This window comes from Micromonospora sp. NPDC048843 (assembly GCF_040649965.1).
Classification (GTDB): domain Bacteria; phylum Actinomycetota; class Actinomycetes; order Mycobacteriales; family Micromonosporaceae; genus Micromonospora; species Micromonospora hortensis.
Map to the genome: position 1 here is coordinate 1 of NZ_JBEZGJ010000019.1, position 14,239 is coordinate 14,239.

7 protein-coding genes are annotated in these 14,239 nt (G+C 73.2%); all 7 read right to left on the reverse strand.

Annotated elements, in window-relative coordinates; genetic code table 11:
• On the reverse strand, positions 1-5,192 hold a 5,192-nt coding region (locus tag AB0C20_RS07090), incomplete at its 3' end, for an amino acid adenylation domain-containing protein (protein ID WP_357567566.1).
• The gene (locus AB0C20_RS07095) at positions 5,189-10,249 is read right to left on the reverse strand and encodes an amino acid adenylation domain-containing protein (protein WP_357567567.1); all 5,061 of its coding nucleotides are present in this window, start codon (positions 10,247-10,249) and stop codon (positions 5,189-5,191) included. The genes AB0C20_RS07095 and AB0C20_RS07090, both read right to left, overlap by 4 nt.
• Before the next feature lie 33 nt (positions 10,250-10,282).
• Entirely contained in the window at positions 10,283-10,495 is a 213-nt protein-coding gene (locus tag AB0C20_RS07100; RefSeq protein ID WP_357189193.1) for an MbtH family NRPS accessory protein, read from the reverse strand.
• A 39-nt stretch (positions 10,496-10,534) separates the two neighbouring features.
• A complete protein-coding gene (gene sbnB / locus AB0C20_RS07105) occupies positions 10,535-11,530 on the reverse strand; it encodes a 2,3-diaminopropionate biosynthesis protein SbnB (RefSeq protein WP_357189195.1) in 996 nt (331 codons plus the stop codon).
• 80 nt (positions 11,531-11,610) lie between these two features.
• Positions 11,611-12,930 carry a condensation domain-containing protein gene (locus tag AB0C20_RS07110; protein ID WP_357567568.1) on the reverse strand — a complete coding sequence of 440 codons (1,320 nt, stop codon included), beginning with the start codon at positions 12,928-12,930 and terminating at the stop codon, positions 11,611-11,613.
• Between the two features lie 12 nt (positions 12,931-12,942).
• The gene (gene sbnA, locus AB0C20_RS07115) at positions 12,943-13,902 is read right to left on the reverse strand and encodes a 2,3-diaminopropionate biosynthesis protein SbnA (RefSeq protein WP_357189355.1); all 960 of its coding nucleotides are present in this window, start codon (positions 13,900-13,902) and stop codon (positions 12,943-12,945) included.
• A 59-nt stretch (positions 13,903-13,961) separates the two neighbouring features.
• On the reverse strand, positions 13,962-14,237 hold the full coding sequence (locus AB0C20_RS07120; protein WP_357567569.1) for an acyl carrier protein: 276 nt from the start codon (positions 14,235-14,237) through the stop codon (positions 13,962-13,964).
• Between the last annotated feature and the right edge of the window lie 2 nt (positions 14,238-14,239).

A 14,239-nucleotide genomic window follows, 5' to 3' on the forward strand; every position in this document is an offset into this window, starting at 1 on the left:
GCATGCGAAACCTCCACACCCTTAGGCCGACCCGTCGACCCCGACGTGAAAATCACATACGCCAAACCACCCACCACATCCACCCGCGACACCGGCGAAACGGGCCGGGCGTCGATGGCCGCCCGGTCGTCCGGGTCGTCCACAACCACGGTCCGCACGGCGAACCGGTCCGCGTAGGCGCTCTGGGTCACCGCCACGCGCACGCCGGCGGTGCCGACCATCGCGGCGATGCGCTCAGCCGGGTAGGACGGGTCGACCGGCACGTACGCGCCGCCGGCCTTCCACACCGCCAGCAGCGCGGTCATCAGCTCGGGCCCGCGGTCCAGCAGCACGGCCACACGCGACTCGGCCCGTACCCCGCAGCCGCGCAGGGCGTGAGCCAGTTGCGTGGCCCGGGCGTCGAGCTCCGCGTAGGACATCGTGCCGCAGTCGAAGCGCAGCGCGGTCGCGTCCGGCTTCCCGGCGACCTGGGCCTCGAACAGCTGCAGAACGGTCAGCGGCTCCACCTCCACAGCCGACTCGTTCCATCGCACCAGAACCCGCTCGCGCTCCTCCACCGACAGGTACGACGCCAGCGCATCACCACCGGCACCCGCCGCCATCGACTCGAGCACCCGCCGGTACAGGCCCACCAGGGACTCCGCCGACTCGCGCGACAGGGCGTGGGTGTCGGTGGTCAGGGTGATGTGCCCGACTCGGGCCGAGACGGCGAACGGGAACTCCGTGGGGCTGTCATCGATGCTCGCCAGATAGTCGACCAGCTCCCGGTCGACCTGGTGGAAGTCGTGGTAGCTGAACCGGACGGTGAGCAGCCGGTCGACACCAGCCGCGCGCTGGATCTCCGACATCGGGAAGCGCCGGTGCGGCCACAGCTCCACCTCGCGGGCGAAGACCCGGCGGACGAGCTCCTCCCACGTACGTGCGCCGCGGTCGAAGGCGAACGGGACGGTGTTGAGGTACATGCCGTACACCTCGTCGGCGCCCGAGGCCTCCGGCCGGCCGTTGCACACCAGGCCGGTGACGAAGGACTCCTCCTCGGTGAGCACGCTCATCACCTTGAGGTGGGCGGAGAGCAGCACGCTCTTGAGCGAGGCGCGGGCGGTGACGGCCAGCTTGCGCAGGCTGTCCTCCAGGTCGTGCCACGGTACGGCGACGCGGTACTTCTCCCGCGGCTGCGACGGATCCCCCGCCCACGCCTGCGGCAGGGTGAACCGGGCGTACCCGTCCACGATCGACTGCCAGTAGCCGCGCTCCTCCTCCGACGCGAGCGATCGTCCTTCCGCGGCGATGAAGTCCGCGTAACGGACGGCGGGCACGGGCGGCTGCGCGAGCTCCGAGCCGGTCCGTAGCGCGCGGTAGACCTCGATGATCTCCATGATCAGCGAGTGGCAGCTCCAGCCCTCCAGGATCGGGTGGCACTCGGTCGCGGTCAGCCACCACGCGCCGTCGTACTCGTGGGCGCAGATCCGGAACAGCGGGGGCACGGCGAGGTCGAAGAGCCTGCCCCGCTCCTCGGCGGTGAACTCCCGCAGCGAACGGTCGAGCTCGTCGGCGTCGAGGCCGCGCAGGTCACGAACGGCGACCGGCATCTCCGCGCTCGCGTGCACGACCTGCATGGGCACCGAGTAGCCGGTAAGGTCCAGCGAGGTCCGCAGGATCTCGTGCCGCTGCACGATCAGGTGCGCCGCGCGCCGCAGGGCGTCCACGTCGAACGGCTCGTCGTCGCGGACCCGGAACGACGTCACGTTGTGGTAGACGTGCAGCGCCGTGTCGTTGAGCATCTCGACGACCATGCCGACCTGCGTCTGGGCCATCGGGTACGCGTCCACCGCGTCCACCGGCAGCTTTGCCCGGTCCGCCTCCCCGATGAGCTCGAACGGGGCCACGACGAGGTCGAGCTGGTCCAGCGCGGGCCGGCCGGTGAGCAGCTCCGCCAGGCCCTCGATCGTGCGGTACTCGAACACGTCACGCACGGCGATGTCGAAACCGGCCGCGCGCAGCTCGCCGACCAGCGCCACCGCCCGGATCGAGTCGCCGCCCAGCTCGAAGAAGGGCTCGGTGACGCCGACCTGGTCGAGACCGAGCACGCGGGTCCAGACCTGGGCCAGCCGCTCCTCGGTGACCGTACGCGGGCTGACCTGCTCACGGCCGCCGAGCACGGTGTCCGCGTCCGGCTCGGGCAGCGCGGCCTTGTCGAGCTTGCCGTTGCCGGTCAGCGGGATCGTGACGACCGGCACGAACGCCGACGGGACCATGTACTCCGACAGGGTCCGGGACAGCGCGGCCCGCAGCGCGGCGCGGTCCAGTTCGTCGCCGGTGGCGGGCACGACGTACGCGACCAGCCGCTGGTCGGCGCCCGTGCCGCGGACCACGACGACCGCGTCGTGCACCTCGGGCAGCTCCACCAGCGCGGCAGCGATCTCCCCCAGTTCGATCCGGAAGCCACGGATCTTCACCTGGTCGTCCGCGCGGCCCAGGAACTCCAGGCTGCCGTCGGCACGGCGGCGCGCGAGGTCGCCGCTGCGGTACAGCCGGGCACCGACCGGGCCGTACGGGTCGGGCACGAACCGCTCGGCGGTCAGCGCCGGGCGGCCCAGATACCCGCGGGCCACGCCCAGGCCACCGACGCAGATCTCGCCAACGACGCCGGTGGGGACGAGGTTGCCGGCCTCGTCGAGCAGGTGCACCCGCAGGTCGCCCAGCGGGGACCCGACCGGGCTGCCGGCGTGCGGGTCGAGGTCGGCCGCGGTGAGCCGGTGGTACGTGACGTGCACAGTGGTCTCGGTGATGCCGTACATGTTGATGAGCTGCGGCGCGTCGAGCCCCAGCCGTTCCGCCCACGGCCGCAGCTCGGCCGGTTCGAGGCGCTCCCCGCCGAAGACGACCGCGCGCAGGCTCAACGCGTCCAGCCGCGGGTCGGCGGCGAGCGCCACGAGCGAGCGGAACGACGACGGCGTCTGGTTGAGGATCGTGACGCGCTCGGCGACCAGCAGGTCGAGGAAGTCCTCCGGTGAGCGGGTGACGTCCTGCGGCACGACGACGAGGCGGCCGCCGTGCAGCAGGGCGCCCCACAGCTCCCACACCGAGAAGTCGAAGGCGTACGAGTGGAACAGCGTCCAGACGTCACCGGCGGAGAAGCGGAATTGTCCGGCGGTGACGGTGAACAGGCGCAGCACGTTGGCGTGGGTGACGCCCACGCCCTTGGGCTTGCCGGTCGAGCCGGAGGTGTAGATGACGTACGCGAGGTCGTCCGGCACGGCTCGCGGCGCCGGGTCGTCGCACGGCCGGTCCAGCAGGGAGGCGGTGTCCGCGTCCAGGACGAGGGTCTCGCCGTCGTGCACCCCGCCGAGCTTGCCCGCGTGCCGCTGCTCGGTGACGACCATGGTGACGTCGGCGTCGGCGAGGATGAAGGACAGCCGGTCGGCAGGCTGGGCGGGGTCGAGCGGCAGATAGCCGGCGCCGGCCTTGAGCACACCGAGCAGCGCGGGCACGAGGTCGGTGCCACGCTCTAGGCTCACCGCGACCAGTGCGCCGGGCCGGACACCAGCGGCGACCAGGTGGTGGGCGATGCGGTTGGCGCGCTCGTTCAGCTCGCGGTAGGTCAGCGACTCACCGGTGTACGTGACGGCCGACGCGTCCGGGGTGCTGCGGGCCTGCCGCTCGAAGATCTCGACCGCGGTGGCAGTCACCGGGGTGGTCTCCGCGGCGGAGGGCGCCGCGGCGAGCAGGGCCAGCTCCTGCGGCGCCACCAGGTCCAGATCGGACAGACGGGTGCCGGGATCGGTGACCGCGGCACCGAGTAGCCGGATCACGTGGTCGATGAGGCGTTCCATAGTGGACTTGTCGAAGAGGGCCGTCGCATATTCCAGGCGGCCGCCCAGCGAGCCGTCGGCCGCCTCGTGGAGCTGCAGGTCGAGGTCGAACTTCGCGCCGCCGCCGGTGCCCTCGTACGGGGCCGCCTCCACGCCGGGCAACTCGAACGCGGTGGCGCGGTCGCCGTGCATGGTGAGGGCCACCTGGAACAGCGGGGTCCGCGACAGGTCCCGCTCGGGCTGCAGCTCGTCGACCAGGCGGGCGAACGGCACGCCCTGGTGGTCGAACGCCTCCAGCACGGTGTCGCGCACGGCGCCGAGCAGCGTGGCGAACGACGGGTCGCCGTCCCAGCGGCCGCGCAGCACAAGGCTGTTGATGCCGTACCCGATGAGGTCCTGGACCTCGGGGCGCACCCGCCCGGACACGACGGTGCCGACGGGGACGTCCGCGCGGCCGCTCCACCGGGCAAGCACCGCCTGGTACGCGGCCAGCAGCACCATGAACGGCGTCGCGTCGTGGCGCGCGGCGAGGTCCCGCACACCCGTCATCAGCTCGGCGGGCAGCGCCAGCGGCACCACGGCACCGGCGCCGTCGCGGCGGGCCGGGCGGGGACGGTCGGTGGGCAGGTCGAGGTGGGGCAGGTCGACGAGCTGCCCGCGCCAGTACGCGAGGTGCCGATCGAGCGCCCCGGCCGAGAGCTGCTCGCGCTGCCAAGCCGCGAAGTCGGCGTACTGCACGTCGAGCGGCGGGCGCGGGGACCCGGCACCGGCGAGCGCTGCGGCATAGTCCTCGCTCAGCTCGCGCCCGACGATCTCGATCGACCACGCGTCGAAGGCGATGTGGTGAAAGACGATGGCGAGCAGGTGCTCGTCCTCGGCGAGCCGGATGAGGCGGGCACGCACCGGCTGGTCCTCGGCGAGGTCGAACGGGCGGCGCAGGTCCTCCTCGACGAACGCGAGCGCGGCGGCCTCCCGCTCCGCCTGGCTGCCCGACCCGGAGAGCACGCTGAGCCGCAGCTCCGCCGCACCGGTGCCGTCGACGACCTGGGTGACCTCGCCGCCGTCCATCCGGTAGCGGGTGCGCAGGATCTCGTGCCGGCCCAGCAGCAGGCGCCACGCCTCGCCCAGGGCGGCGGTGTCCAGCCGACCCCGCAGGCGCACGACCAGCGGGACCAGGTACTCCGAGCTGTCGGGCTCGAGCCTGTTGAGGAACCACATCTGCTGCTGTCCGTACGACAGCGGCAGCGGCCCGGAGCGGTCGGCGCGCTCGATGGCCTGGCGCCGGCGGGTGGTGGGCCCGCCGGCGAGCCGCCGGCGCAGCAGCTCCTCCCGCGCCTCGGACGTGCCGGCCGCGGTGGGGTGGTCAGAACCGGTGCTCATCTGTCGCGCTCCTTAGCCGTCAGTTCCTCGCTCGCGATCTCGCTGTCGGAAAGCGCGGCGATCTCCGCCCGGATGCGCTCCTCGACGACGGCCGCCAGCTGGGCGACCGTCGGGCCCTCGAACACAGTGCGGACGGCGAACCCGATCTCGAACTCCTCCTGGATCCGGGAGATCAGCCGGATCGCGAGGATCGAGTTGCCACCGATGTGGAAGAAGTTGTCCTGCGCGCCGATCCGCTCGAGGCCCAGCAGCTCGGCGCACGCGGCGCCGATGCGCTGCTGCACCGGCCCGGACAGCGGCACGTACCCGCCGTCACGGTCGCTGCCGTCCGGCCGGGGCAGGGCGCGGCGGTCGACCTTGCCGTTGGCGGTCAGCGGAATGGCGTCCAGGGCGGTGAACGTGGCCGGCACCAGATAGTCGGGCAGCGTCCGGGCGCAGTGCCCGGCCATTCCGGTGACCGGTCCGCGGCCGGGCTCGGGCACGTAGTACGCGGCCAGCTCGGTCTCACCCGCCGCGGAGGTCACGGCCAGCACCACGGCCTCGCGCACGTCGGGGTGGGTCAGCAGCACGGCCTGGGCCTCGCCGGGCTCGACGCGGTAGCCGCGGATCTTCACCTGGTCGTCGGCGCGGCCAAGGATGACGACCTCGCCGTCCGGGCCGCGGCGCGCCAGGTCGCCCGTGCGGTACAGCCGCGAGCCGGGCGGGCCGAACGGGTCCGGGACGAAGCGTTCGGCGGTGAGGTCGGGGCGGCCCGCGTAGCCGCGCGCCACACCGGTGCCGCCGGCGTACAGCTCCCCGACGACGCCGGGCGGGACCAGCCGGCCGTCCGCGTTCAGCACGTACATGACCATGTTGGGCAGCGGGTGGCCGATCGGCAGCACCTCGGCGTCGATGGTGGCCGGGACGGGGTAGATGCAGGTGCCGACGGTCGCTTCGGTGGGGCCGTACTCGTTGATGAGCAGCACGTCGGGCGCCGGGCGCCGCCACCGCAGCAGCGTCGCCCGGGTGAACGCCTCCCCCGCCACGACCAGCACCGGCGCGAGCTCACGCGCCTGCGCCGGGGTGAGTTGCAGCGCGAGCACGTCCAGGTGTCCCGGCGTGAGCTTCACGAAGCTGAATGCGCCAGCGCCGGCCAGCGTGCGGCCCAGGTCGGCCAGGTCGGCATCCTGCGCGACCAGGAAGACCCGCTGACCGCAGATCAGCGGGGCCCACAGGTTGGGCACCACGAGGTCGAAGGCGACCGAGGAGAACAGCGGCGCGCCGCCGTCGCCGCGCGACGCCAGCTCCCGCGCCGCCCAGGCGACGTGGTTGACCAGGCCGCGGTGGGTCACCTCGACGCCCTTCGGGCGCCCGGTGGAACCCGAGGTGAAGATGACGTAGGCGAGGTCGTCGAGGGCGGTGTCGCGCGCCGGGGCGGTTCCCGGGTACGCCTCCGCCTGGTCGAGCAGCACGAGGTGCGGCACCGAGAACAGGCCCGCGTGGCTTTCCTGCGTCACCACCGTGTGGGCGCCCGCGCTGTCCAGCATGGACGCGATGCGCTCCGCCGGGTACGACGGGTCGAGCGGGACGTACGCCGCCCCGGCCTTCCACACCGCGAGCAGGCTGGCCACCAGGCCCGCGCCGCGGTCGACGAGGACACCTACCCGGGCCTGGTCCGCGTCTGCGGACCGTCGGCCGGCGCCCTGCTCGCGCAGCCGGTGCGCGAGCCGGTTGGCCCACCGGTCGAGGTCCGCGTAGGTCAGCCGGACATCGCCCTCGACCGCGACCGCGCCGGGGGTCCGGGCGGCCTGCGCCTCGAACTCGGCCAGCACGGACAGTTCCTGCGCGGGGTGGTACGAGGCGTTCCAGGTGTCGAGCAGCAGCGTGCGCTCCTGCTCGGAGAGCAGCTCGACGGCGCCGAGGGCAACCGTGGGCGCCCCGGCGACCTCGCGCAGCAGGGTCACGAAGTGCTCCGCCATACGGGCCACCGTGGGACGGTCGAAGAGAGCCGTCGCGTACTCCAGCACCCCGTCCAGGGCACCGTCGGCGGTGCGGCGCATGAACAGCGAGAGGTCGGTCTTGGCGACCTGCCACGCGGCGACGAACGAGGCCATGTCGTCGTCGTTCGTGGCGACGCTGGTGACTCCCTCGCTGTGCAGGTCGAAGGCGACCTGGTAGAGCGGCGTACGGGACAGGTCGCGCTCGGGCTGCAGGTGGTCGACCAGCACCTCGAAGGGGATCTCCTGGTGCAGCATCGCCTCGCGGACGACGTCGCGGACCCGGTCGAGCGCGGCGGTGAACGGCAGGTCGCCGTCCAGGCCGCAGCGCACGACGAGGGAGTTCAGGAAGAACCCGACCGTCGAGTCGACCTCCTCGCGGGGGCGGCCGGCGACCGGCGTGCCCACCGCCACGTCCCACTGCCCGCTGAACCGCGCCACCATCGCGGCGTACGCGGTGAGCAGCGTCATGAACAGCGTGGCGTCGTGCGAGCGGCCCAGCGCGGCGAGGCGCTCGGCCAGCTCCGGGTCGATGCGCAGCGGGACGACGGCCCCGTGCGGGTCGCGCTCCGCGGGGCGCGGATGGTCCGCCGGCAGCTCCACCGTGGGCAGGCCGTCCAGGGCGGTACGCCAGTACGCCAGCTCCTGCTCGACGTACGCGGGGGTCAACCGCGCGGCCTGCCAGGCGCCGTAGTCCGCGTACTGCACCGGGAGCGGGGCCAGCACCGGCTCCCGGCCCTCCTGAACGGCGGCGACCAGCTCGCGGATCTCACGTTCGAGCACCACCGTCGACCAGCCGTCGGAGGCGATGTGGTGCATGGTCAGCAGCAGGACCTGGCCCTCGGCGCCGAGCCGGGCGAGCAGGGCCCGCCACAGCACGCCCTCGGCGAGGTCGAAGCCGAGCTGGAACTGCTCGGCGAAGCGGTCGCCGAGCTGCTCCGGGACCGTGTCGACGACGCGCACCTCCACCGGCGCCTCGCCGGGCGCCATGATGATCTGGCGCGGCTCGCCGCCGTCGTCGGTGTAGCGGGTGCGCAGCGCCTCGTGCCGCGCCGCGACCGTCTGCAGCGCGCCTCGCACCACCTCGGCGGGCACCCCGGCGGGAAGCCGCAGGAAGAGCGGGGCGACCCATTCGGGGCTGCCGGGGTGCATGCGGTCGAGGAACCACAGCCGCCGCTGCCCCGAGGACAGCGGCAGCGGGCCGCTGCGAGGGATCGGCACGATGGGTGCGCCGCCGTCGCGGAAGGCCGCCTCGATCGCCGTCTCCGGCGTGGCGGCGGGCTCCGTGCTGCCGGCGATGAGGCGGGCCTGGGCCTCGACCGTGGTCGCGGCGAACAGGCCGCGCAGCGCGATTTGCTCCCCCGTCGCGTTGCGCAGGCGTACGGCGAGCCGGGTCAGCTGCAGCGACGTGCCGCCGAGGGAGAAGAAGTCGTCGTGGACGCCCACCTTCTCGGCCCCGAGCAGCTCCGCCCAGACGTCGGCGACCAGCTGCTCGGTTTCGGTGCGCGGGGCCACGAAGCCCGGCTGCGCGGCGGCGAGCTCGTCGAGGGCGGGCAGCGCGGCACGATCGATCTTGCCGCTGGTGGTCAGCGGGAACTCGGCCACGACCCGGAACGACGAGGGGATGTGGCTCTCGGGCAGCCGGTCGTGCAGGTACGTCCGCAGCTCGTCCGAGGCGACCGGCTCGCGGGTGGTCAGGTACGCGGCGAGCCGCTTGCCCCCGTCGGGCGCCTCGGCGGCGATCACGGCCACGCCCCGTACGGCCCGATGGGCGGCGAGCACTGCCTCGATCTCGCCGGGCTCGATCCGTACCCCGTTGACCTTGATCTGCTGGTCCAGCCGGCCCAGGTACTCCAGCGTGTGGTCGCTGCGCCAGCGCACGGCGTCGCCGGTGCGGTAGAGCCGGGCTCCGGGCGCTCCGTACGGGTCCGGCACGAACCGCTCCGCCGTCAGCGCGGGACGCCCGAGGTAGCCGCGGGCAACGCCGGCGCCGCCCGCGTACAGCTCGCCGGGCACGCCGACGGGCACCGGGTCGCCGGCCGGGTCGAGCACCATCACGCGCAGGCCCGACAGCGGGCGGCCGATGGGCACCGGTCCGGTGGTCAGCGCGGGGTCGGCGAGCTGGGCGGTCACGTCGATGGCGCACTCGGTCGGGCCGTACGTGTTCCACACCGTCAGGTCGTGGCCGAGGCGTTTCCGGACGCGGGACACCAGTTCGGCGTGCAGCGGTTCGCCCGCGGAGAACAGCAGGCGCAGCGCGGCGCACCGGCTCCACAGCTCGGCGGGCTCCTCCGCGAGCAGCCGCAGCACCGAGGGGACGACCTGGAGGACGGTCACGTCGTGGCGCGCGACGGCCGCCAGCATCGCGGCCGGGTCTCGCTCCGCGCCGACGGGCGCGGCGACGACGGTGGCTCCGGCGACGAGCGGCGCGGCGATCTCCCAGACTGCCGCGTCGAACCCGATGGAGGTCTTGTGCAGGACGCGGTCCCCCGGCCCGAGGCCGTGCGCGGACACGGCCCAGTCGACCCGGTTGGCGATGCCCCCGTGGGTCACCGCCACCGCCTTCGGGCGCCCGGTCGAGCCCGAGGTGAAGATCGCGTACGCGAGGTCGCCCCCGGCTGCGGCTACCGCCGTGAACTCCGGCTCGTCGCCGTCGCCGGGCGCACCGGGCTGCAGGACCTCGGCGCCGGCGGAGCGCGCCGCGGACTCCAGCTCCGGGGTCACGAAGGCCAGCTCGGCGCCCACGTCGGTGAGCAGGGCGGTGAGCCTGGCCGGCGGGTTGCCGGGGTCCAGCGGGACGAAGGCCGCCCCGGCCCGCCACGTGGCGAGCAGCGCCACGACGAGGCCGACGCCCCGCTCGAGGCACACGCCGACCAGCGATTCGGGGCCGGCCCCCCGCTCGCGCAGCAGCCGGGCGGTCCGCCCGGCCGCGGCGTGTAGCTCCCGGTAGGTGACGGAGCGTTCCGCGTCCACGACGGCGATCGCGTCCGGTGTGCGGCGAGCCTGCTCAGCGAGGCGCGCGACGAGCAGGGCTGCGGCGCCGCTGCTGCCGGCGGCGACCGGCGGAAGTTCGGTGGTCACGGGCACTCCTGTCCAGGTGGCGGGCGATCGGGATTACGCGGCGCTGTCCAGGCGCTTACGCAAGCTCAGCGGGCGCATGTCGGTCCACACCTCGGCGATGTGCTCCAGGCACTTCTCCTTCGGGCCATCGAAGCCCTCGGCGCGCCACCCGGCCGGCACCTCACGGTCGCTGCGCCAGATGGAGTACTGCTCTTCGTGGTTGAGCACGACGAGGTAGGTGCGGTCGTCGGTCGCGTCGGCGGTCATGGTTCGCTCCTTGTGCGGCTAGGGATGACGCATCGGTGGTCAGGGCAGGAAGTCGTCGACGCGGACGCCGAGCGAGGCGGCCGCGGCCGTGCGGCGCACGAACTCGGCCAGCGCGATGTCGAGCACGCCGAGGCCGAAGGGTGAGAAGACGACGGGGCGGTACGGGTCGCGGGTCACCGTGGCGGTACCGCGCAGCAGCGCGCCCAGCGACGCGGTCACGAAGTCACGGCCGCCGGTGCTCTGCTCGGCCAGGTGCAGCGACGTGCGCTCGCGGCAGACGTGGTCGGCGTCGTCGACGACGTTGGTCGCCGCGAGGATCGTCGGGACGGTGAGGTCGCGCAGCGACACGTGCAGCACGGTGGTGTCCGGCGGCGAGGCCGTCAGGTCCATGTGCGGCTCGGCGGCGGTGGTGGCCAGCGACACGAGCCGGTGCCGGCCGACGAGCTCGACCGCGGTCGCGGCGGTGGTCACCCGCAGCGCGGGGAACTCCGCGGCGCACCGGTCGACGAAGGCGGCGGCCCGCTGCGGGTTGGTGTCGAAGCAGACCGCCTCGGTCAGCCCGGGCAGGGTGACGGTGAGGAAGCGCAGGATCTCGTGGTTGATGACGCCGCAGCCGATCAGGCCCACGGCGGACGGCGGTGCCTCGGTGGTGAGCTCCCGGGCGGCCAGGGCCGCGCTCGCGGCGGTGCGCCGCGCCGAGACGACCGCGCCCTCGACCAGCGCCGCCGGGCGCCCGTCATCGAGGGAGTTGAGCACGATGGAGGCGCTCGCCCGCTCCCGCCCCCGAGCGACGTTGCCGGGGAACGAGGCGATCCACTTCATGCCGGCAGCGGGCGCCGGGCCTCCGGCGTACGCGGGAAGCCCGATGATCCGGTCCCGGCTGTGCGTCTCCTCGGGAAAGCGCAGGAAGATGGAGTGCGGTACGGCGGACTGCCCGGCGTCGTGCAGCCGGTAGGTGTCGGCGACGAGGTCGACGATCTCCTTCTCCCGGCCGGCCAGCACCGTCTCCACGTCCGCGCGCCGAAGGATCAGCATGGGGCTCCTCTGTCGAAGACCATCTCGATGAGCCCATCCTGCGGGGGGCGGCTATACCGGCCCTATACGAAGCGGAAGCCTTACGCGGCACCGGATCCGAGGCTCAGCAGGAACGCCAGATCGTTCTCGGCGACGACAGCGGGGCGGGTCACCGGCTGACCCGGGTCCTCGACCGACGCCTCGACCATCAGCCGGTAGATCCCGGCCAGTCGCTCGACCGTTTCCGGCAGGAAGAGGTCGCGGTTGTACCGCAGCAGGGCGGTGAACCGGGAGCCGCTCTGCAGCATCTCCACAGTGAGGTCGAGCTGGCCCTCCTGCTGCGGGACGTCGACCAGCTCGAGGTCGAGCCCGGCGTGCCGGACCGGCCCGTCGAACAGCCCCGGCACGGGCAGCCGGTCCGCCGCCACCAGCGTGAAGGTCACCGGCAGCGGCGGCAGGGCGTCGCACAGCTCGGTCGGCAGCCCGTTGTGGGTCATGCCGGCCAGCATCTGGCGCGCGGCCGCGGAGATGACGTCACCGAACGTCGGGGTCGCCTCGAAGCGGGCGGCGATCGGCAGGATGTTGACGTAGTACCCGACCGCGTCCCGGCTTCCGGGCACCGACCGGGTGGTGGCCGGGCAGCCGACGAGGAAGTCGGTCCCGCACCCGAAGCGGTACAGCGCCGCCTGGAACGTGCCGAGCAGCCACGCGAACGGGGTGATGCCGTGCGCCGCCGCGGACGACTGGACGCGGGCGCCCAGCGTGGCCGGCAGCTCGAGGGTGTGGGTGGCGCCGTTGAGGGTGCGCTGTGCCGGGCGGGGGTGGTCGCTCAGCAGCTCGGCTCCGGCGAGGGAGGCGCAGACCGTACGCCAGTGCTCCCGGGCGCGCTCGCCGCGGGCGGAGGCGGTGAGTTGCTGTTCGGCCCGTACCCGGTCGTCCCACGGCAGGACTGCGGGCAGGGACGCGCCGGGGTCCTCGTACAGGCGCAGCAGGTCGCGCATGAGCAGCCACTGCGACGTCGCGTCGGTGACGAGGTGGTGGGCGGCGGTGACGAGCACCGCGTCGCCGGGCGCCCGCGTCAACAGGACCACCCGGAAGGCTCCGGAGGTTTCCAGCGCGAACGGCTCCTCACCGGCGCGCCTGGCCAGGTCGAAGAGTTCGGCGTCGCTCGCGCCGGGCACGGGCCGCACGTCGAGCTGGACACTGTCCGCCGCACGCAGCGCGCGCACGTGCCGGCCGGCCGCGGTCATGGTGAAGGTGGAGCGCAGCAGCTCGTGCCGCTCGGCAAGCGCGGTCACGGCCCGTTCCAGGCGCGCCCGGGCGAGCGGCGAGCGCACCCGTACGGCCAGCACCACGTTGAAGGCGGAGCTGTGCGGATCGAGCTGGTGGGCGAGCCACAGCGCCTCCTGTCCGGCGCTCATCAACATCGGATCTCAGCCCTTCCAGAGGTGGGCGACTTCCCCGAAGTTCTCGTGCACCCAGGAGTCGGAGTAGATCGTGTCGAGGTAGCGGTCGCCGCCGTCCGGGAAGATCAGCACGCAGTTGGCGCCGGCGGGGATGCGGTCGGCGTACTTGAGCAGGGCGGCCACCGTGGCGCCCGAGGAACCGCCGGCGAGCACGGCCTCCCGGTCGATAAGCTGCCGGCAGGCGACCACGCAGTCGAGGTCGGACACGTGGATGACCTCGCCGGCCGCGGACGAGTCCAGCAGCGGCGGCACCACCGAGGCGCCGTGGCCCGGGATCAGCCGCCGCGTCGACTCCAGGCCGAAGATGGCACTGCCCAGCGCGTCCACCGCGATCACGTGGGTGTTCAGCCCCTCGCGGCGGATGAGGTCGGCGCAGCCCCGCAGGGTGCCGAACGTGCTGACCGAGGCGAACAGGTAGTCGACCCGCCCGTCCAGCGCCTCGGCGATTTCGCTCATGGTGGTCTCGTGGGCCCGCGGGTTGAGCGGGTTCGCGTACTGGTTGGGCCAGAAGGCGTCGGGTATCTCCTCGACCAGTTCCCGTACCCGGCGCAGCCGCACGGGCAGGTATTCGCCGGTGAGCTCGTCGCGTTCGGTGATGACCTCCACCTCCGCACCGAAAGCGTGCAGGATGGCCAGGTTGACCCCGGTGGTCTTGCCATCCACCACGCAGATGAAGCGCAGGCCGAGGTTCCGGCAGATCTGGGCCAGCCCGACGGCGAGGTTGCCGGAGCTCGACTCGACCACGACGGAGCGGCCCGGGACCACCCGCCCGTCGCGCAGCGCGTCGTTGAGCATGCTCAGCGCGCTGCGGTCCTTGATGCTCCCGCCGGGATTGAATCGCTCCACCTTGGCGAAGACGTTGAAGGCGGCGCCCGGCACCAGGCTGCTGAGCTCCACGAGAGGAGTCCTGCCGATGGTCGCCAGAATGCCTTTGTAGGGTTTGTCCCGCACGGCTGTCCTTCCCCTGGAGGCGAGTGCCGGTCGCGTCAGCGGTCGCCCGCGACGAGGCCGATCAGGTGGGCCGTCATGGCGTTCACCGTCGGGTGGTCCCACGCCATGGTGGCCTCCACCACGACGCCGAAGCGGTCCTCGACGTCGCCGCAGAGGGTGAGCGCGTAGACCGAGTCCAGCCCGAGGTCGACCAGCGGCGCGCTGACGTCGATCTCGGCGGCCGGCCGTTCGAGGTAGAACGCCACGCGTTCCACCAGCCACGCCCGGACCGTCCCGGCCGTCTCCGTCGTGGTGTGCGAGGTCTCTGTCATCG